At 30.6% G+C, this 20,436-nt stretch carries 21 protein-coding genes; 17 read left to right on the top strand and 4 right to left on the bottom strand.

All coding sequences use genetic code 11. The features are described 5' to 3' along the window. Positions 1 to 17: 17 nt before the first annotated feature. Together K324_RS0110740 and K324_RS0110735 are read left to right on the top strand one after the other, a co-directional pair. Positions 18 to 746, top strand: a complete 729-nt coding sequence (locus K324_RS0110740; RefSeq protein WP_026749128.1) for an AzlC family ABC transporter permease — start codon at positions 18 to 20, stop codon at positions 744 to 746. Between the two features lie 19 nt (positions 747 to 765). Continuing rightward, the gene (locus K324_RS0110735; RefSeq protein WP_248615385.1) at positions 766 to 1,116 is read left to right on the top strand and encodes an AzlD domain-containing protein; all 351 of its coding nucleotides are present in this window, start codon (positions 766 to 768) and stop codon (positions 1,114 to 1,116) included. Positions 1,117 to 1,412: 296 nt separating this feature from the next. On the opposite strand, the gene K324_RS0110730 is transcribed toward K324_RS0110735, so the two are convergent. After that, the gene (locus K324_RS0110730) at positions 1,413 to 1,922 is read right to left on the bottom strand and encodes a DUF1439 domain-containing protein (RefSeq protein WP_026749126.1); all 510 of its coding nucleotides are present in this window, start codon (positions 1,920 to 1,922) and stop codon (positions 1,413 to 1,415) included. Positions 1,923 to 2,200: 278 nt separating this feature from the next. Here K324_RS0110730 and K324_RS0110725 point away from each other — a divergent pair, with 278 nt between their 5' ends. The 12 genes from K324_RS0110725 (at position 2,201) to K324_RS14865 (ending at position 13,880) form a co-directional block, all read left to right on the top strand. After that, a complete protein-coding gene (locus tag K324_RS0110725; protein WP_026749125.1) occupies positions 2,201 to 2,938 on the top strand; it encodes an amino acid ABC transporter permease in 738 nt (245 codons plus the stop codon). Further along, a complete protein-coding gene (locus K324_RS0110720; protein WP_026749124.1) occupies positions 2,931 to 3,659 on the top strand; it encodes an amino acid ABC transporter ATP-binding protein in 729 nt (242 codons plus the stop codon). Before K324_RS0110725 ends, K324_RS0110720 begins: the two co-directional genes overlap by 8 nt. A 51-nt stretch (positions 3,660 to 3,710) precedes the next feature. Beyond that, positions 3,711 to 4,466, top strand: a complete 756-nt coding sequence (locus K324_RS0110715; protein WP_026749123.1) for a basic amino acid ABC transporter substrate-binding protein — start codon at positions 3,711 to 3,713, stop codon at positions 4,464 to 4,466. Positions 4,467 to 4,495: 29 nt separating this feature from the next. Next, positions 4,496 to 5,239, top strand: coding sequence for a basic amino acid ABC transporter substrate-binding protein (locus K324_RS0110710; protein WP_026749122.1), 744 nt, complete (start codon positions 4,496 to 4,498; stop codon positions 5,237 to 5,239). A 34-nt stretch (positions 5,240 to 5,273) separates the two neighbouring features. Beyond that, positions 5,274 to 6,041 carry an OmpA family protein gene (locus tag K324_RS0110705; RefSeq protein ID WP_026749121.1) on the top strand — a complete coding sequence of 256 codons (768 nt, stop codon included), beginning with the start codon at positions 5,274 to 5,276 and terminating at the stop codon, positions 6,039 to 6,041. 249 nt (positions 6,042 to 6,290) lie between these two features. Continuing rightward, positions 6,291 to 7,115: a Cof-type HAD-IIB family hydrolase gene (locus K324_RS0110700; protein WP_026749120.1), complete on the top strand. Its 825-nt coding sequence runs from the start codon at positions 6,291 to 6,293 to the stop codon at positions 7,113 to 7,115. A gap of 131 nt (positions 7,116 to 7,246) precedes the next feature. After that, entirely contained in the window at positions 7,247 to 9,430 is a 2,184-nt protein-coding gene (locus K324_RS0110695; protein ID WP_026749119.1) for an RNA ligase, read from the top strand. Between the two features lie 466 nt (positions 9,431 to 9,896). Continuing rightward, positions 9,897 to 10,607 (top strand): purine-nucleoside phosphorylase, encoded by a 711-nt coding sequence (deoD, locus tag K324_RS0110690; protein ID WP_026749118.1) that lies wholly within the window; start codon positions 9,897 to 9,899, stop codon positions 10,605 to 10,607. A gap of 36 nt (positions 10,608 to 10,643) precedes the next feature. Continuing rightward, positions 10,644 to 10,793: a hypothetical protein gene (locus tag K324_RS16125; RefSeq protein WP_169720582.1), complete on the top strand. Its 150-nt coding sequence runs from the start codon at positions 10,644 to 10,646 to the stop codon at positions 10,791 to 10,793. Positions 10,794 to 10,877: 84 nt separating this feature from the next. Further along, positions 10,878 to 12,362, top strand: coding sequence for an aminoacyl-histidine dipeptidase (locus tag K324_RS0110680; RefSeq protein ID WP_026749117.1), 1,485 nt, complete (start codon positions 10,878 to 10,880; stop codon positions 12,360 to 12,362). Positions 12,363 to 12,389: 27 nt separating this feature from the next. Continuing rightward, on the top strand, positions 12,390 to 12,983 hold the full coding sequence (gene rnmV, locus K324_RS0110675; protein WP_051354451.1) for a ribonuclease M5: 594 nt from the start codon (positions 12,390 to 12,392) through the stop codon (positions 12,981 to 12,983). A 144-nt stretch (positions 12,984 to 13,127) separates the two neighbouring features. Next, complete coding sequence (locus K324_RS14865) at positions 13,128 to 13,880, top strand: HD domain-containing protein (protein WP_051354450.1); 753 nt, start codon at positions 13,128 to 13,130, stop codon at positions 13,878 to 13,880. 68 nt (positions 13,881 to 13,948) lie between these two features. On the opposite strand, the gene K324_RS0110665 is transcribed toward K324_RS14865, so the two are convergent. The 3 genes from K324_RS0110665 to K324_RS0110655 form a co-directional block, all read right to left on the bottom strand. Next, the gene (locus tag K324_RS0110665) at positions 13,949 to 14,512 is read right to left on the bottom strand and encodes a DNA-3-methyladenine glycosylase I (RefSeq protein WP_026749115.1); all 564 of its coding nucleotides are present in this window, start codon (positions 14,510 to 14,512) and stop codon (positions 13,949 to 13,951) included. A 99-nt stretch (positions 14,513 to 14,611) separates the two neighbouring features. Beyond that, positions 14,612 to 15,707, bottom strand: a protein-coding gene (gene prfB, locus K324_RS0110660; RefSeq protein ID WP_211231558.1) for a peptide chain release factor 2 whose coding sequence is annotated in 2 segments (ribosomal slippage) — positions 14,612 to 15,634 and positions 15,636 to 15,707 — 1,095 coding nt in all. Because the reading frame shifts where the segments join, the coding sequence is not laid out codon by codon here. Positions 15,708 to 16,019: 312 nt separating this feature from the next. After that, a complete protein-coding gene (locus K324_RS0110655) occupies positions 16,020 to 17,054 on the bottom strand; it encodes a 2-hydroxyacid dehydrogenase (protein ID WP_026749113.1) in 1,035 nt (344 codons plus the stop codon). A gap of 333 nt (positions 17,055 to 17,387) precedes the next feature. Between K324_RS0110655 and K324_RS0110650 the strand changes: the two genes are divergently transcribed. From K324_RS0110650 to K324_RS0110640, 3 genes are all read left to right on the top strand, one after another. Next, on the top strand, positions 17,388 to 17,933 hold the full coding sequence (locus tag K324_RS0110650; protein ID WP_026749112.1) for a chromate transporter: 546 nt from the start codon (positions 17,388 to 17,390) through the stop codon (positions 17,931 to 17,933). After that, positions 17,933 to 18,511, top strand: a complete 579-nt coding sequence (locus K324_RS0110645; RefSeq protein WP_036095627.1) for a chromate transporter — start codon at positions 17,933 to 17,935, stop codon at positions 18,509 to 18,511. Before K324_RS0110650 ends, K324_RS0110645 begins: the two co-directional genes overlap by 1 nt. Before the next feature lie 120 nt (positions 18,512 to 18,631). Beyond that, positions 18,632 to 20,287 carry a Na/Pi cotransporter family protein gene (locus tag K324_RS0110640; RefSeq protein ID WP_026749110.1) on the top strand — a complete coding sequence of 552 codons (1,656 nt, stop codon included), beginning with the start codon at positions 18,632 to 18,634 and terminating at the stop codon, positions 20,285 to 20,287. The last annotated feature ends 149 nt before the right edge of the window (positions 20,288 to 20,436 follow it).

Raw genomic sequence — 20,436 nt, 5'->3', positions numbered from 1 at the left:
AGGAATCAGAACAAAAAATGGCACAAATAAGAAAACTGGAAAACTATTTAAAGGGATTAAAAGACGGTACTGTCGGAATTGCCTACATTCCCTTTGGAGTTGCAATCGGACTGATTTCAGCCAAAAGTTTTTCCCAAATTTTGCCAATGATTGGGCTTACATCGTTTGGAATGTATGCAGGAGGGGCTCATTCATTACTGTTAAAGGTGCTTTATGTGATGAAGTCGCCTCCAGTTGAAGTGATTTTATCAATTGCTCTCATAAATTTAAGATATTTATTGTTAAATATCGTTATTTTTAGACAGCTTGGTGAAAAAACTCCTATTTTTCAGAAGTTTCTGGTAGGCGTGGGGCTTACTGATGAAACTGTAACATATCTGACATTAAAAAAGGCCAAAAATGCATGGTATATGATGGGAGTAAATACAATTCCATATTTTTGCTACTGTTTTGGTACAATTTTTGGAGCGATATTTGGTGAAAAATTGCCTGAATCACTTATGACAAGTATGAATTTTGTGCTTTATTCAATATTTTTCAGTATGTTAATAATGGCTTTAAGCCAAAATTTTAAATATATAAAAATTGTTTTGCTGGCACTTATTATAAAAATGGCATTTTCATTTTTGCCTATTTTAAATAAGGTAAGTTCAGGATGGGTTATGATTTTGACAATGTTTTTGGCAAGTTTTATATACGCACAGCTTTATTATAATGAAAATCCTGAAAAGCAGGAAAACGATTAAATTAATAAAGGGAAAGGAAGTGATAAGATTGAATTATAACGAAAATTTAGGAATTTTAACAATGATTTTGATGACACTCATAATCATGACGGTAATACTGAGGACATTGCCAATATTTGTAAAAATTCCAGAAAACAACCTAAAAGTTAATAAGTTCTTTGAAGCACTTCCTTATACAGTATTGACAGTATTAGTATTTCCAGATATTTTTACTTCTACTGGAAGTACAAATTTTGACATAATAAGAGTTCTGATTGGAATGGCAATCGTGGCATATTTAACTTTTAGGAAGACAAATCTGGGAATAATAATAATTGTTTCTATTGCAGTGATATATTTTTTAGGGACTTTGAAAATTTATTTGAAATGATGAGAATTAAATTATGTATTTTAATAAGCAAAATTTCGTTAGAAGAAAAATAGCTGTCTGAGCTTTTGGAATTTATTTAAAATTACGAATGTTTATTCATAATTAAAATAATATATGTTCAAAAGCGAGTTCTATTTTTGTTCTAAAAGAAAGTTTTGCGTAAAGCGGGAGTGCAGAGGTATGGCGTTTGATACCTCTGCTTAGATAAACTGAAGTAAATAAAAAATAATAGAAAAAACAAATGTTAATTGAGATTTTACAAAATTTATTTATAAATCAAATAAAAAGAAAAAATTTTATTTAACAACTGTCAATTTATTATTTTCAATTTTTATATCCTTTATCATTTGAAATTTTTCAACTCCTGATAAATTCAAAATTTCTTTTTTTTCAAGCTGACTAAAAGCATAATTTAACCCTGTTCTGATAATAGGTTTTTTATCAAGATCAATTTCTTTATTTTCTTTTGTCAGTCTTACAATTTGGAAGTCCTCGAGATAAAGGTTTGATTTCATTGGATCATAACGAATGTCAGTTGCAAAGGTCATTGTTCCGCTAATCTGATCATTTAATGCATCATTTAGGTATTCTGCTTCAATAATTAACTTATCATTCTCAAAATGTACTTTTGGATTAAATAGTTTAATTTTTCCAAGAGGGTAGGATTTTTCTATTGGAAATTTGGAAGCAACAGCACTTTTTACCATAGAATCTGGAATTTTTAACTGGTTTTGAGTGTAAATGTAGTAACCTAAGCCTACAATTAATATAATAATTGAAAAAAATAAAAATTTAAATAATTTCATAGCTATAAACTCCTTTTCAAATTATGTTCTGTTTTGGAAATTTTACTAGATTTATAAATATTATTTCCAAAATCAAGTAACTATATCACTTAATTATTTAAAAATATTTTGAAAAAATATTTAATCTTCTTTGAAGGTGGATAAATAGAAGAAAAGCAATTAAATTAAAAATAAAATAAAAAGTTTTTATTGAAAAACCTGTAAATATTAGGTATAATAATGTTATAATAACTAAAATATAAGGAGGATATGAACAAAATTAAAGTTCATTAAATATAATGGAAGAATTGGAAAAAACACGAAAAATAGTAAAAACATCATTTTTTATAGCAGTTGTAACGGTTGCAGTGCTTCTTGCGTTTCCGTACGATATGAAGCCGAAAGAGTGGGAAATTTATGCTGGAAGCTACTTTGTGACTACGTTAGGGCTTACAGTTGGAGGGGCTGCTATTGGTATTCTTTTTGGAATGTTGTTAGCATTTTTTAAATTCCAGAAGACAAAAAGTGAAGTTGTTAATATGATAAAAGATGTCGTTATTGACGAATATGTTGATATAATGCGTGGTACGCCAATGGTTCTACAGCTTTTGACATTATCTTTTGTAGTTGTGATATTTAATAATTACTGGATTGCATTAATTGCTTTAGGACTTAATAGTGCGGCTTATGTGGAGGAGACGATTCGTTCTGGAATTGAAAGTATAGACAAGGGACAAATGGAAGCTGCAAGAGCGACTGGTATGCCTTATAGAATGGCAATGAACGAAATTATAATGCCACAAGCAATAAAAAATATTTTACCAGCACTTTTAAATGAATTTATAAACTTGTTTAAGGAAACAGCTGTTGTAGGGTATATTAGTGTTGTAGACATTACAATGAACAGTAAAAGTTTACAAGCTGTATATTATAGTGTAAAACCAATATTGTTTACTGGTTTGGTTTATTATATCAGCGTAAAATTATTCTCATTTATTGGGAAACGATTGGAGATGAGATTAAAGGAAAATGATTAAGATAAAAAATTTGAAGAAGAAATATGGAGAACTGAAAGTGCTAAAAGGAATTAGTACTGAAATCAAAGAAGGTGAGGTAATTTCAATTATAGGGCCTTCTGGAAGTGGGAAATCAACATTTTTACGTTGCATAAATAGACTTGAAGAACCTACATCTGGAGAAATTAAAATAAATGATAAAAATATTTTGGAACGTGGAGTGGATATAAACAAAATTCGTGAAGAAGTTGGAATGGTGTTTCAGCACTTTAATTTGTATCCTCATAAAACAGTATTGGAAAATATTACTTTAGGGCCAATTAGATTGAAAAAAATGTCAAAACCTGAGGCAGAAAAATTGGCAGTGGAATTACTTGAAAAAGTAGGACTTTCTGATAAAAGAGATGTTTACCCAAATAAACTGTCTGGCGGGCAGAAACAAAGAGTTGCTATTGCAAGGGCATTAGCAATGAATCCTAAGGTGATTCTATTTGATGAGCCGACATCGGCACTTGATCCCGAAATGATAGGGGAAGTTCTGGAAGTAATGAGAGAACTTGCAAATGCTGGAATGACAATGATTGTAGTAACACATGAAATGGGATTTGCTAGAAATGTTGCAAATAGAGTGTTTTTTATGGATGAGGGATATATTTTGGAAGATGCGAAGCCGCAAGATTTATTTGACAATCCAAAATCAGAAAGGGCAAGGATATTTTTAGATAAAGTGTTAAATCATTAAAATAATAAAAATATATTGACTTAGGCTGTATAGTGGAAAGGCGGTACAGAGATGAAAAAATTATTAATAGTAATTATGATGGCTATATTCGGGATAGTGTCGTGTGGGAACAAAACAGAAGCAAAGCAAGATATGAAAAAACTTGTTGTAGGGACAGATGGAGTATTTCCTCCGTTTGGGTATATGGAAAATGGTGAATTAGTAGGATTTGACATTGATTTGATAAAACAGATTGGGAAAGATTTGGGATATGAAATTGAAATGAAAGTTCAGCCATTTGACGCTCTTATACCGTCACTTAAGACTGGAAAGCTGGATGCGATTATTTCTGGAATGAGTGCAACTGAAGAAAGAAAAAAATCAGTTGACTTTACAGATGAATATTTTAAATCAACACAGGTTTACTTGAGAAAAAAAGGGAATACGGCAGTAAATTCTAAAGAGAGCCTGGCTGGAAAAAAAGTTGGAGTACAGCTCGGGACAATTCAGGAATTAGAAGCTAAAAAAATACAAAATGCAAATGTTGTAGCAAATGATGCAACTGTTAATCTGATTCTAGACTTGAAAAGCGGAAAAAGTGATGCTGTAATACTGGAAAATATTGTTGCAATGGAATTTATGAAAAAAAATCCCGAGATAGAGATTTTTTATGAGGAAAAATTGCCGTATGGAATGGCAATCGCATTTGATAAAGGAAAACATTCGGAACTTATTAAACAGATAAATGAAGAACTGAAAAAATTGCAGGAAAATGGTAAATATGCAGAATTAATCAAGAAATATGGATTGGAAACAAATAGAAATTAAATAATAAAAAATAGAAAGCGAGGAAAATTATGAAAAAAGTATTTTTAATATTGATATTAGTAATTTTTGGAATTATGTCGTGCGGAAAAAAAGATAGCGGGCAGAAAAAATTAAGAGTAGGGCTAAATGCAGTTTTTGCTCCGTTTGAATATATTGAAAATGGGAAAATTACGGGATTTGATGTGGATATGATAAATGAAATTGGAAAAAATCTCGGATATGAAATTGAAATTGTGGATCAGTCGTTTGACGGGTTGATACCAGCATTAAAAGCAGGTAAAATTGATATTATCGTTTCTGGAATGAGTTCGACTGAGGAAAGAAAAAAATCAGTTGATTTTACAGATGATTATTTTGTTTCTAAAGAAACTTATTTGAGAAAAAAAGGAAATACAGCGGTTACACCAACTACTTTAAGTGGTAAGAAAATTGGAGTGCAATTGGGTACAATTCAGGAAATAGAAGCAAAATCTATTAATGGAGCCACTGTAGTGCCAAATGAAAGTACTGTAAATACAATTTTGGACTTAAAGGCAGGAAAAATTGATGCAATTATCTTGGAAAAGGCAGTTGCTGAAGAATATATGAAGAAAAATCCTGAAATGGAAATTTTTGATGAAAAATCAGCTGCAATAGGTATGGCGATGGCAATAAATAAAGGGAAAAATCCTGAATTAATAAAACAAATAAATGCTGAATTGAAAAAAATGAGGGAAAATGGGAAATATGACGAATTAATTAAAAAATATGGTTTAGAAAATAGTCAAAAATAAAATATTTTACTTGAAAAGGGAGGAAGAATAAATCATGAAAAAGCCAACATTAGTTGCAGTTTCTTCAATGGTAGCAATGGCGGTACCAACGGTATCTGAAAAAATGACTACTTCCGATATGAGAAAAGATATAATTCGTGCAAATGTGGCAGATATACAACAGAATGTAAAAAATGACGTTCCTACAATGGATACGCCAAATCCTCAAAAAGTAGCAACAGCAGCATCAGATAATCCAGATTTGATAACAGTTGCCCTTACACAGGACGGTACTGGAACACAAATTGTCAATAAAAAAACTCCGGTACCAGAACAAAATCAACAAAAATCTTCACCTGTTCCTCCACAGGAACCAGTGGTAGCACCAGTACAATCTGAACAGTTATCTTCTGACATTCAGAAAAATCCAATAAATAATCCAGAAAGGGTACAAATTTCAAAATCAGAAATAATAACATTGAGAACAAAAGATTTGAGCTTTCATAAAAATAGTGTTGATATAAGCAAGGAAGCATACCCTGTTTTACGTGATATAAAGGATTATATTGAAAAAAATGATTTTCTTGTGTCTATAATTGGGTATACAGATACAAGAGGTGCATCTTCATATAATAAAAGATTATCTCTTAGAAGAGCTGAAAAAGTAAGTTCAAAATTAATAGAACTAGGGCTTTCTAAAGATAGAGTTCTAGATTTGATAGGACGTGGAGAAAGCAATCCAATTAGGACAAATGACACGGAAGAAGGAAGAGAAGGGAATCGAAGGGTAGAATTTAGATTTGTAAAAAAAGGGCAAGTATAACAAATTGAATTATTTATTTGTTAAGGGGAATTATTTCTGATTTAATGGGAATAGTTCCCTTTTTTAAAGCAGAGGAAATCAGTCACCATTTCCTATATATTAATAAAAAATCTAAAATTAAGATTATTAAAAATCTTTAAGTTAAATAATTAAAGATAAAATAAAATATAGAATTTTAGATTATTAAATGAATTCTTGTATTTTTTTGAAGTATTAGTAACAAAATTTTAAAATAGAAAGGATAAAAAAATGATAAAATTAATTGCAATTGATATGGACGGGACTTTGTTAAATAAGAAAAAGCATATTGATAAGGCACAGAAAGAGGCTATTCACGAGGCAATAGAAGCTGGAATAAAGATTGTTCTTTGTACCGGTAGGCCTTTGTATGGGATTTTGCCATTTTATGAAGAGCTTGGGTTGCATGAGTTGGATTTGGAAGGATATGTTATTTTGAATAACGGGTGTTCGATTCACAGGACTCATGATTGGGAGTTGATAGATTCAGTGAAAATGACAGCCGATGATATTAATTATTTGTATAAATTTAGTGAAGGGAAAGACGATATAAACTTTACATTAGTTGATGAAAAGCATTATTTTAACATCGGGAAGGAGCCAACTGATGAGCTTGTCATGGATGCAAAATTTGTTTTTGCGGATATTACGGATATAACTTTGGAAGTGGCTAAAAGTGGAAAATATAATATTGTGAAAGCAATGTATTTGGGAAATCCTGAAAAGATGAAAGAATTTCATAGTAAGTATGAAAATATTTTAAAGGAAAATTATAGTGAAGTGTTAAGTCAGCCATATGTTTATGAAGTGTTGCCAAAAGGGAATAATAAAGGAACTGGGTTAAAGACTTTGGCAGAAAAATTGGGGATAAAGCAGGAAGAAATAATGGCAATTGGGGATGGAAACAATGATTTGGAAATGTTTGAGTATGCAAATTATAGTGTCGCAATGGGAAATGCCACTGAGCTTGCTACAAAAGCTGCTAAATACAGCACTGATACTAATGAAAATGATGGAGTAGCAAAAGCTATAAGGAAATTTGCCCTAAATAAATAAAATAATTTCTAAAACTAAATAAATCTAAGATTTTAGGTAAAAATAATTTTATTATAAGTCAGGAAATCTTATAATTTAATTGGAATTACAGCTTTTAAATTTCATTGTGATAAAAAAGAGGAGTAGAAAAGATGAGGACATTATTATTGTTACGGGGGACAGTTGGAAGTGGAAAAAGTAGTTTTGTTAAGGAAAATGGCTTGGAACCGTACACTCTTGAAGCTGATAAATTCAGGCTTTTAATTTCCAATCCTAAATTAACAAAATTTGGGGATTTTGAGATTTCGCAGAAAAATGACAGGCTGGTTTGGGAAATGCTTTTTAACTGTCTGGAAGAAAGAATGAAAAAAGGGGAATTTACAGTTGTTGATGCGACACATACTACAAAAAGGGCAATGAATTCCTACAAGGCTCTTGCAGACAAATATAAATACACAATTTATTATTATCAACTGGATATACCGCTTGAAGAGTGTATTGAAAATAATAAAAAGCGTGAAGGCTATAAGCAGGTTGATGAAAATGTTATAAGTAGAATGTTTAGGAATATTCAGAATGAAAAAATTTCGGGAAGTTTTAAAAGAATTTTTGACATAAATGAAATTATAAATTTTTATGTTGCCGATGTGACGGGAAAATATGAAAAAGTTCGGATAATCGGGGATATTCATTCTTGTTTTACAGCGATTTCTGAAATCGTGAAAGATTTTGACAAAAATACTCTGTATGTGTTTCTGGGAGACTTTTTGGACAGGGGAATTGAGCATAAACAGACGCTTTTATTAATGCTGGATTTATATAAAAAGGAAAATGTTATAATGATTGAGGGAAATCACGAAATTCATCTGGAAAATTTTGCCAATGATTTTAAAATTGATTCAAAACAATTCTTAAATGAAACTTTGCCAGCGATTTTAGAAGATGAAGAAAATATTGACAATTTAAAAAGGGAAATTCGTAAATTTTATAAAAAGTTAAGACAATGTTATGCTTTTAAATTTCACAATCATAAAATTCTTTGTACACATGCAGGGCTGTCTTTTGTACCGAACTTGGCACTTGTGTCGACTAACGAAATGATAAACGGCGTTGGAAGCTTTGAAACCGAAATTGGAGAACTTTATGAGGAAAATTATTTGAAGGGAAAATGTCAGGATTTTGTGCAGGTTCATGGGCATAGAGGTGTAAACTCGATTGAACATTCAATTTGTCTGGAAGGAGAAGTTGAGTATGGTGGAGAACTGAAATATTTGGATGTAATGCCTGATAAAATTTTGCAGAAATCAGTTATAAACACTGTTTATGATAAAGATTATCTACAGCACGAACTGGAAAAGGCAAAAGAAAACAAGCAGATAAATTTGACGGCGGATGAAGACGTGAATAAATTAATTGTAAGTAAATTAATTAGTGTTAAAAAGACAAAACCAAACTTGTATTCATTAAATTTTGGAAGAAACGTGTTTCGGAAAAAATTGTGGAATGACTCGACAATTAAGGCACGTGGACTTTTTGTGGATGTGGGAACTGGGGCAGTCAAAATAAGAAGCTATAACAAGTTCTTTAATTACGGAGAAAATAAATATTCTACGAGAGAATATATTGAAAACAACATAGTTTACCCAGTTATAGCCTATGAAAAATACAATGGTTTCTTAGGAATACTTTCAGTCATTGATGATAAATTTGTATTTGCGACAAAAAGTGTGACAAATGGAACACATGTCAAATATTTTGAAAATCTTTTTGAAAATGCAAGTGAAAGAATGAAAAATGAGATTTTTAGAATTTGTAGTGAAAATGATGTTTCTATAGTGTTTGAAGTGGTTTCAAATGAAGACAGACACATAGTTGATTATTTTGGAAAGGAATATCTTTTTATCTTAGATGTTATTGATAATAGCCTGTTTATAAATGGTGTGCATGTGGATAATAATTTTAGTAAAAGATTTTTAAAAGAGCTGAATTTTGATGATGATATTATTAAAATGAAAAAGGAAATCAAAAAATGCAATAACTTTGACGAAATAATTGACTTGATGGAAAATTATGATAATTTTGAAAATGCTGAAGGCATTGTATTTTGTGCTGAAAATGGACTTATGTTTAAATACAAGGCAAAACATTACAGCCTTTGGAAAAAACGGCGTGGTATTTTGGAATTTTATAGAAAAGATTTTAATAGGGCAAAACTTGCTGGAAGGTATAAAGATGAGCAGAAGTTTATTGAATGGCTTGCTGGACTGGATAATGAGAAAGTTGAGAATGCCCATATTATTGATTTGATGAATGAATATGAGAGCACAAAGAGATGATTAATAAAAAAAGGGCTTAATCTAGGAGAATATCTTAGTGTAGCCCATAATTTTTATTTTATAAATTTGAATTTAAAATAATTCATCAAATTAATACTAAACTCCGTTTAAAAATAAGAATAAATTTTTATAATAAGGTTGTTTAATACTAAATTTCATTAGAAAATAGGAACTATATTAAGAACAATAAGTTTTAATTCCTTATTAAAAATATGTAATTCAAAATTTATTAAACATTAACTATTTAAATGGGAAATAGTATAATGTCTTTTTATTCTAAAATTTCTTCCTTTTTGATTTCTTGATTAAATTATACTGGAATAAGCAGGAAAATGTAAGAAAATAAAAATATCAAAAAAAAGAAAATAAATTCCTTGAACAATTTAACAAATTGAAGTAAAATATATAAGTAAAAACTTTTTAGAAAAAATAAAAATAATTATAAAAAATTTAGGAGGTAATGAAAATGGGAACACCACATATTGGAGCGAATAGAGGAGATGTTGCAGAAACTATATTATTGCCGGGGGATCCGCTTAGGGCAAAATATATTGCAGAGACATTTTTGGAAGATGTTGTTCAGTATAACAATGTTAGAGGGATGCTTGGATTTACTGGGACTTATAAAGGGAAGAAAGTATCTGTTCAGGGAACTGGAATGGGAGTGCCTTCGATTGGGATTTATTCACATGAACTGATAACTGAATTTGGAGTAAAAAATTTGATTAGAGTAGGAACTGCTGGTTCTTATCAGGAAGATGTGAAAGTTAGGGACGTTGTTATCGCAATGTCAGCTTCGACAGATTCTGCTATTAACAAGTTGAGATTTAATGGAGCAGATTATGCACCTACAGCAAGTTCAGATTTAGTTTTCAAGGCTTATGAAATTGCTAAGGCGAAAGGATTGAATGTAAAGGCTGGAAATGTGTTTACAAGCGATACTTTTTATGGGGATAATCCTGACGCTTGGAAAAAATGGGCTGCGTTTGGAGTATTGTGTGTGGAAATGGAAACAGCACAGCTTTATACAACAGCGGCAAAATTGGGAGCTAATGCTTTAACATTGCTTACAATCAGTGATTCATTTATTACTCACGAAGTTACAAGTGCTGAGGAAAGACAGACAACTTTTAATGAAATGATAGAAGTAGCGTTGGAAACAGCGATACAGCTCTAAAATAATTAAAGAAAATAACTAAAGGGAGAAAAATTAGTGGAATTTTATAAAAGATTAGTTATAAAAATTTTGGAACGTAGTTCGGTTGGCTCTGAAAATAGAATTTTGAAAAAGTTAAAAAGTGGGTATGACTTGACACAAAAGGAAATGGCAGAACTTGAGGAATTACTGGAAAATATTTTATAAATAAAAATATTAAAAAATCTTTATCCTTGAAGCAAGGGGGTTATCCCCTTGTTATTAATTTAAATCAAGAGAAAGGAAAATGGAATGAAAATAGAAAATTTATATCCTGAAAAAGTTTTTCACTATTTTAGTGAAATTTCAAAAATACCGAGAGGTTCAAGAAAAGAGAAAAAGATTAGTGACTGGATTGTAGAATTTGCGAAGGAAAGAAATCTGGAAGTTATTCAGGACAAGGCGTTAAATGTATTGATAAGAAAGCCTGCAACAGCTGGATATGAGGAATATTCACCACTTATACTGCAAGGGCATATGGATATGGTTTGGGAAAAAAATAAAAATACACAGTTTGACTTTGAAACACAGGGAATTGAGCTTGTTGTGGAAGATGGATATTTGAAAGCAAATGGAACGACACTTGGAGCGGACAATGGAATTGCTGTGGCTTATGCACTTGCGATACTTGACAGCAATGACTTGAAACATCCAGCACTCGAAATTATCATCACAACTGATGAGGAAGATGGAATGAGCGGAGTTAATAACCTTGACTTTGGCATTTTTTCTGGAAAGACACTTATAAACTTGGATACAGAAGAATATGGGCAAGTTTATGTGAGCAGTGCAGGTGGTGCGAGAATTTTTAACGAATTTAACTTTGATACAGAAAAACTTGAAGCTGATGATACCGTGATAAGTGTTGATGTAAAAGGGCTTCTAGGCGGACATTCAGGTGCTGAAATTCATTTAGGATTAGGGAATTCAAATAAAATTTTGGCAGAAATCCTGAATCATTTAAATAAAAAATATACGCTTTCAATAATGGATATTGATGGTGGGGAAAAGACTAATGCGATACCGAGAGAGGCTATGGCGGTGCTGGCTGTGAAACTTGAAGATGAAAAAGTCAGCGATTTTGAAAGATTGGCAAAATTGGCTTTTGAAAATATAATAAAGGATTTTAAGATTATTGATAAAAATCCAGTTATTGAAGTGAAGGAAGCTAAAAAAGAAAAACTGGAAAATCAAGGAAAATTGTCAATTTCCAACACAAATGCCGTTATTTCATTTTTCCACGAATTTCCAAATGGAGTTATTTCAATGAGCAAGGATATTGAGGGGCTTGTGGAAACTTCAATAAATCTGGGAGTTATAAAAACTGAAAATAAGGATGGGAAAATTGCTATAAAAATTCAGGCATTGCCAAGAAGTTCGGTAAATAAATCACTTGAAAAATTACTAAATGATGTGAAGGAACTTTCTGAAAAATATGAAGTAGCAGTAAAAGTAAATTCTCCATACCCATCTTGGGAATACCGAAAAGACTCAAAAATTCGTGACATTGTAGTAAACTCATTTAAAAAAATAACAGGAAAAGATCCTGAAATTAAGGCAATTCACGCTGGACTTGAATGCGGAATTTTTGACAACAATATGGAAAATGTTGATATTGTTTCAATCGGGCCTAATATTTACGGTGCTCACACTCCAGAAGAAAGAATGGAAATAGAGTCAGTTGGTAAAACTTGGGAATTATTGCTAAAAGTTATGGAAGATTATAACATTAAATAAAAAATAAAAAACAAAAGGAAATATTAAATGAAAAAAGAGCCAAAAAAACAAAAAGAAAAACTAAAAATAAAAATAAATGAAATTATAGTAGTTGAAGGGCGAGATGATATAACAGCCATAAAACGGGTTGTAGATGCACATATCATCGCCTTAAACGGCTTTTCCGCATTATCTAAGAAAACAATTAATAAAATGATTGAATTGTCAAAAAATAACGATTTAATTTTATTTACAGATCCTGATTTTGCAGGGAAAAAAATTCGAGATACGTTAAAAAAGTATATTCCCAATATAAAGCATGCTTTCGTGAGTCAGAAGGAAGCAACTAAAAATGACAATATTGGAGTGGAAAATGCCAATGACAAAGCAATTTTAGAGGCATTAAAAAATGTTATTACATCTAGTCAAAATATTGAAGATAGATTTAATATTAGTGACTTGATAGATAATGGACTTATTTCTGGAAGTAATACAAAAGAACGTAGAATAATGCTTGGAGATATTTTAAAAATTGGCTATTATAATGCAAAACAGCTTTTAAAGGCTCTTAATTCGTTTAATATTTCAAAAGAACAGTTTGAGAGAGCTGTTGAAGAGATAAATAAAGCTAGTGTAGAATAACGAAAATAAAGAAGAAAAAAGTTGAATGATTATGAATTAGTTATTGAACAACCCTATTATAAAAATTTGTTCCTATTTTTAAAAAGGGCTTAATATAATTTATTAATGAAGTATAAGTTTAAATAATAAAAAGGATGCAAAAAAATGTATAAGAATAATGATGAATTATATGGAGAATACTATGTAGATGATGTTATTTATGAAATAATAAACACAAAAATTTTTAAAAGATTAAAAAATATCTATCAATCTGGTGGTGGATATCTGGTTAATGACTTATGGAATGTAAATAGACAGGAACATTCAATAGGAACAATGATACTATCTTTAAAATTTGGTGGGAATATTGAAGAACAAATAAGAGCACTTTTACATGATATTTCACATACGGCTTTTTCCCATGTAATTGATTATATTTTAAAAAACGAAAATGAAGATTATCATGAGAAGATTCAAAAAAATTTTTTAAATGATGAAGAACTGGTAAGTATTTTACGAAAATATAATTTGAATATAAAAAGAATAATGTTAAAAAATTATAGTTTTTTAGACAATGAATTGCCTGAATTATCATTTGACAGAATAGACTATACTTTAAGGGATTTGTTTAGGCAGAAAAGGATTTCACATAAAGACGTAAGGGAAATAGTTAATAATCTAGCGGTATATCAAAATAAATTATGCTTTAATTCTTTAGAAATTGGAAAATGGTTTCAGAAATTGTATTTTCAGGAAGTAGTAGAGTATTTTCAAGATCCGTTAAATATGTATATAAACACGATGCTAAGTAATTTATTGGCTTCGGCTTTGAATGAAAAAATTATTCAGCTTCAGGATTTTGGCAGAAAAGATAAAAGTAAAAAAAAGATACATAGATCCTTATATACTCGTAAATAACGAAATAAAAAGGATCTCTGAAATTAAATAAAATATAAAAATTTATCTTACAAACATTTTATAAATAATTATTTAGCTGACTTTTTATAAGGACAGCTAATTAAATGATCATCAATTATTCCAATTGCCTGTAAGAAAGAATAAACGATTGTAGATCCAACAAATTTAAAGCCACGTTTTTTCAAATCTTTGCTGATTTTATCAGATAATTCTGTAGTAGCAGGTGCTTCTGATATCTCTTTCCAGTTATTAATAATTTGCTTGTTATCTGTAAAATTCCAAATGTACTTATCAAATGAGCCAAACTCTTTTTGTACTTCCATAAATGCAAGGGCGTTTTTAACAGAAGCGGCTATTTTTAAGTTATTTCTTACAATTCCTTGATTTTTAGCCAGTTCAGCCAACTTAGTTTCATCATATTTTGCAATTTTTTTATAATCAAAATTATCAAAAGCCTTTCTAAAATTTTCTCTTTTATTTAAAATAAGATTCCAGCTAAGTCCGGCCTGAAAGCCTTCTAATATCAGCATTTCAAAAATATAATTATCATCGTGGGAAGGCACTCCCCATTCAGTATCGTGGTAGGCAATATCATTTTCAGATTTTGCCCATGGACATCTTGTGTTTTTCATATTTTAAGCCTTTCAATTTTTGTTTAGTGTTACAGTAAAATTATTTTGTTTAAATACAAATATTTTATAAGTCTAATTTTATAGAATTTAAATAAATTATTAGGATTTAGCATATTTTAGATACTCATTTATAAATAAATCAATATCTCCATCCATAACTTTTTCCACATTTCCCTCTTCTGCTTTTGTTCTGTGATCCTTTACCATTTTATAAGGCTGGAAGACATACGAACGGATTTGGCTTCCCCATTCGATTTTTGATTCGGTTCCTTTTAGTTCAGCCATTTCTTTTTCACGCTTTTCCAGTTCCAGCTCGAATAATTTGGATTTTAGTATTTTCATTGCAGTTTCACGGTTTTTTAGCTGTGAACGTTCATTTTGACAGGTAACTACTGTATTTGTTGGAATATGTGTGATTCTTACAGCTGAGTCTGTTGTGTTTACATGCTGCCCTCCAGCACCGCTTGCCCTGTAAGTATCAATTTTCAAGTCTTCTGAACGAATATCAATTTCAACATCGTCTTCTATTTCTGGCGTAACATTAACTGCCGCAAATGAGGTATGTCGTCTAGCATTTGAGTCAAATGGGGAAATTCTGACAAGTCTATGAACACCTTTTTCTCCTTTTAAATACCCATAAGCATAATTTCCCTTTATATTTAACGTAATACTTTTTATCCCAGCCTCTTCTCCAGCCAGACTATCAAGCACTTCAATCTTAAAATTATGACGATTTGCCCACCTGTCGTACATTCTGTAAAGCATTTCAGCCCAGTCACAAGCCTCAGTTCCACCAGCCCCCGAATTTATTGTAAGAATTGCATTATTCATATCATATTCTTCATCCAGAAGCAATTTTGTCTTAAAATTATCAATTTCATTTGTCAAATCCTGTGCCTTCTGCTCAAGTTCATTTTCAAACGAATTGTCTCCCATCTCAATAAACTCAATAATAGTGGAAACATCTTCAAAAAGTCCATTTAAATTATGGTATTCTTCAAGAAGTTTTTTCTTTGCACTAATAGTCTTTAATATTTCCTGACTATTTTCACTATTCCAGAAATCCGCCTCAAACGTCTTTTTCTCTAAGTCATCAATTTCATTTTTTAAATTTTCAATGTCAAAGATGCCTCCTGATTTCTTCAATATTAGTTTCATTCATTTCGTTTTGTTTTTTTATTTCAAATAAATCCATATTTTTATTCCTTGTATAATATAGTTACATTATACAAGCTCCTTTCTTTATACAAGTTGATATTTGTTTTAAAATTTGTAATTATTATTTTAGCAATTTCATTAGAGATACTCTAGTTTATTTAATACTAAAAGTAAAATTTCGTTAAGTAAAAAGAAAATAATTATTAATTAAATAAGTTTATAATACAAAAAAGTTTTTAAATTTAGATTTTAAACATTTTTTTGAAAATATTAAAAGAAGCTGCTTTTTAAAACAGCCTCTCTTTAAGTTTTTAGAAAATAAAAACTTTTTTAATATTTTAGGTAATAATTATTTTCTTAAACCTTCAACAACCTTACCAGTTTCTTCGTTGTACCAAACTTCATTTGTTAATGGTTCTTCTTTTACATAAGATAAAATATTGTTGAATGTTGCTTCGGCAATATTATCTAATGCTTCTTTTGTTAAGAATGCCTGGTGAGAAGTCAAAACAACGTTGTTAAATGATAACAATCTAGCTAGTAAATCATCTTCTAATACGCTTGCTGATTCATCTTCAAAGAAATAGCTGCTTTCATTTTCATAAACATCAAGTCCTGCTCCACCGATTTTTTTGTCTTTTAATCCTTCAACTAGTGCTTCAGTATCGATTAATCCACCTCTGGCAGCATTAATGATAATAACACCATCTTTCATTTTAGCAATAGTTTCTTTATTAATTGTATGTCTTGTTTCAGGGAATAATGGGCAATGTAATGAAATTACATCAGAATTTGCAAATATTTCATCTAACGTTACATAGGTGAAGTTTTCTTCCTTTGCGGCTTGTTCATTAGGGAATTTATCATAACCAATAACTTTCATTCCTAATCCGTTCAAGATTCTTATGAAAATTCTTGCGATTCTACCAGTTCCTATAATTCCAGCAGTTTTTCCATTTAAATCCATTCCAGTTAATCCAGCTAAGCTAAAGTTCCCTTCTCTTGTTCTATTATAAGCCTTATGAGTTTTTCTGTTTACTGACATTAGAAGTGCTAATGAATGTTCAGCGACAGCATATGGAGAGTATGCAGGTACTCTTAAAACAGTGATTCTGTTTTCACGGGCAGCCTTTAAGTCAATATTGTTATAACCAGCACATCTTGCGGCAACAACTCTAACTCCATTTTTTGAAAGTATGTTTAATACTTTTGCATTCAAATCATCATTTACAAATGTGCAGACAACATCCTGATATTTTGTAAGCATTACATTTTTTAGACTTAATTTTTCTTCAAAATATGTAATATTCGCTCCAAATGTTTCATTCCATTTGTCAAAAAACTCAATATCATAAGGTTTTGCATCGAAAACTACAATTTTCATTTTTACATTCCTCCTAAAATTTATTATCTCTTGTATTTATTATAGCAAAAAAAATTAGGCTAAGTCAAATGATTTTACAAGATTTTTATTATTTTTAAAAAATTTTCTATAAAGTTATTTTTATAAAAGTAAAAAATAAAAATATTAAGTAATTTAACTTTTGATATAAAAAATTGCAACAACTAAATTTTTTTGTAAAAAATCTAAGTAAAATGTGTTAAAATATCTTGTAAATCTTTTAAATTATATAATCTAAATTTATAATTAAGCAGTTTTAAAATGAAAGGAGAGATTATCCTCTGAAAGAAAAAAAGAAAAAGGGTAATGAAAATTATGAAGGAATTAATTGAATTATTTTTTGTATTTGCAAAAATAGGATTATTTACATTTGGTGGTGGATATGCAATGCTGCCGATGCTGCAAAAGGAAATAGTAGAAAGGCATAAATGGGCAAAAGAGGATGAAATTATGGATTATTTTGCTATTGGACAAGTGACGCCAGGAATTATTGCCGTAAATACATCTACTTTTGTTGGATATAAAACGAAGGGCATTATTGGTGGGATTGTTGCTACAGCAGGTATGGTGTTTCCGTCGTTAATCATTATTACGGTGATTGCCGCTTTTTTGAAAAATTTTGCAAGTTACAAGCCAGTGCAATATGCTTTTAATGGTGTTAGAGCCTGTGTCTGTGTACTTATTTTTGAAGCAGTGAGAAAAATGACGAAAAAATCGGTAGTTGATAAATTTTGTTTAGTAGTTTTTATTGCAGTGATTGTGTTATCAATTACAAATTGGATTTCTCCAGCTCTAATAGTTGTTTTAGCAGGAATTTCAGGTATTCTTATAAAAAATTTTGTGAAAAGAGGAGATAAATAATGGAAATAGAATTAATCAAATTGATGGCATTATCGTTTGAATTTTTTAAAACAGGCTTATTTGCAGTGGGCGGTGGACTTGCAACACTTCCGTTTCTATACGATATTGGGAAAAGAACTGGCTGGTACACAGCGGGCGATGTATCAAATATGATTGCCATTTCTCAATCCACTCCCGGCCCAATGGGAATAAATATGGCAACCTATGTGGGATTTTCAATATCTGGATTAATAGGTGCAGTAGTGGCTCCAACAGCTTTGATATTCCCATCAGTAATCATAATAATTGCAATTTCAAAAACCTTGACAAAATTTAAAGAAGCCGCACTAGTTCAAAAAATATTTTACGGATTACGTCCCGCATCAACAGGGCTAATTGTAGCGGCAGGTTTAGGAATTGCAAAAATAACGCTTTTAAACTTGCCAAAATACCAAATTACTCAGGATTTTGCTGATTTGCTGAATTATAAGTCAATAATTTTAGTGGCTGCTATTTTTGGGATAATGAAAAAATTTGATTTGCATCCGATTGTATTAATTTTAATTGCGGCTATTGTCGGGGTAATATTTAAATTTTAATTAATAATTTTATTCTGTTTTCATAGCAAAAAAAGATAGCAAATTTAGAAAAAATATGATATAAGTATAATTGAAGAAGAAATCTAAGTAAATTAAAAATTAAGAGAGAGGATTGATTTGATGAACGGAGCAGCACTTGGTGCGATTAACTATCAGCAGATGGCGTTTGGATTCCTGGGGGGACTGGGACTATTCCTATTTTGTATAAAGTATATGGGGGATGGGCTGCAAATGGCAGCTGGAGATAGACTTCGATATATTTTGGATAAGTATACAACTTCACCATTCTTAGGCGTTCTAGTCGGAATTTTAGTAACAGCATTGATACAATCGAGTTCAGGAACTACGGTTATTACGATAGGACTGGTTGGAGCAGGGCTTTTGACTTTAAGACAGGCGATTGGAATTGTTATGGGAGCCAATATTGGTACAACAATTACAACTTTCATAATCGGATTTAATATTACGCATTATGCATTGCCGATATTATTTTTAGGGGCAGCATGCCTATTTTTTGTAAAACATAATTTTATAAACAATTTAGGTAGAATTTTATTTGGTTTTGGTGGAATATTTTTCGCATTAACATTAATGTCAAGTGCAATGGAACCGCTCAAACATTTGCCAGCGTTTACGGAATTGACGGTAAAGTTAAGCAATAGTCCAGTTTTAGGAGTTTTTATTGGGACATTAATCACAATGCTGGTTCAGGCTTCAAGTGCCACAATCAGTATTTTACAAAATGTGTATCAGGAAAACCTTATAACATTAAAGGCTGCATTGCCTGTACTTTTTGGAGATAACATAGGGACAACTATAACAGCAGTAATCGCAGTAATCGGAGCAAATACTTCGGCGAAGAGACTGGCCTTGTCACACACGATGTTCAATGTTATTGGAACATTAATTTTTATGATTTTGTTATCACCATTTTCAATGTTTGTAGAAAAAATGGCACACTTTCTCCATTTGAATCCAAAAGTAACAATAGCATTTGCACATGGTTCATTTAACATTATGACAACAATTTTATTATTTCCGTTCATTGGAGTTTTAGAATACATAGTTGTAAAATTAATCAGAGAAAAAGAAGAGGACAAAGTTGTTGAACAAAAGCCAAAATACTTGGATGCAGCATTAATATATACACCTTCAATTGCTCTGGGACAAGTAAAACAGGAAATGCTTTCAATGATTTCGATTGCCCTGAAAAGTTTAGGAAAATCAGTTGAATTTTTCCATGATCGTAACGAAAAAACGGCAGAAAAAGTTGAAAAAACAGAGGAAGCAATAAATAACATTGATCAGGAAATTACGAAGTATTTGACTTCGTTGTCACAGGAGCATATAACTGAAAAAGATGGGGAAGAAATCAGCATGTATCTGGATATGTGCCGTGATGTAGAGCGTATAGGAGATCACGCAGTTGGAATCGTAAGAGATGTTCGATATGAAATTAAGAAAAAATTAGTATTCACAGAAACAGCTCATGAAGAAGTGCAAAAATTATTCCTAATCTCAAAAGAAATTATCGAAACAGCAGAAGAAGCACTAAAAAACAACGATACAGAAAAAGCCTTTGTAGTAGTAGATTTGCATAACAAACTGTATACCAAGGAAAAAGAGGTAAGAAAAGCCCACATAAAACGTGTAAGTAAGCAAATATGTGACGTAAAAGCTGGACTTTACTACATTGATGTTGTATCACACTTTACAAGAATCGGAGATCATGCTAGAAACTTGGTTGAGAAAATGATTGAAAATAAAACAAATTAAGGAATATAAGAATAGGCTGGTGATGGCCTGTTTTTTTTAGCAAAGTTAAATTTAGAAAAAAGGATACAGAATTTTTTAAGGAAAAAGACTAAAATTTGACAAGATTAGAGTGTATACTATAATAGTAGAAATGTTTAAAAATTATAAAA

Source organism: Leptotrichia trevisanii DSM 22070, assembly GCF_000482505.1.
Lineage (GTDB): Bacteria > Fusobacteriota > Fusobacteriia > Fusobacteriales > Leptotrichiaceae > Leptotrichia > Leptotrichia trevisanii.
Note: the sequence above shows the minus strand (reverse complement) of the source record. Positions and strands in the feature narration are given on the sequence as shown.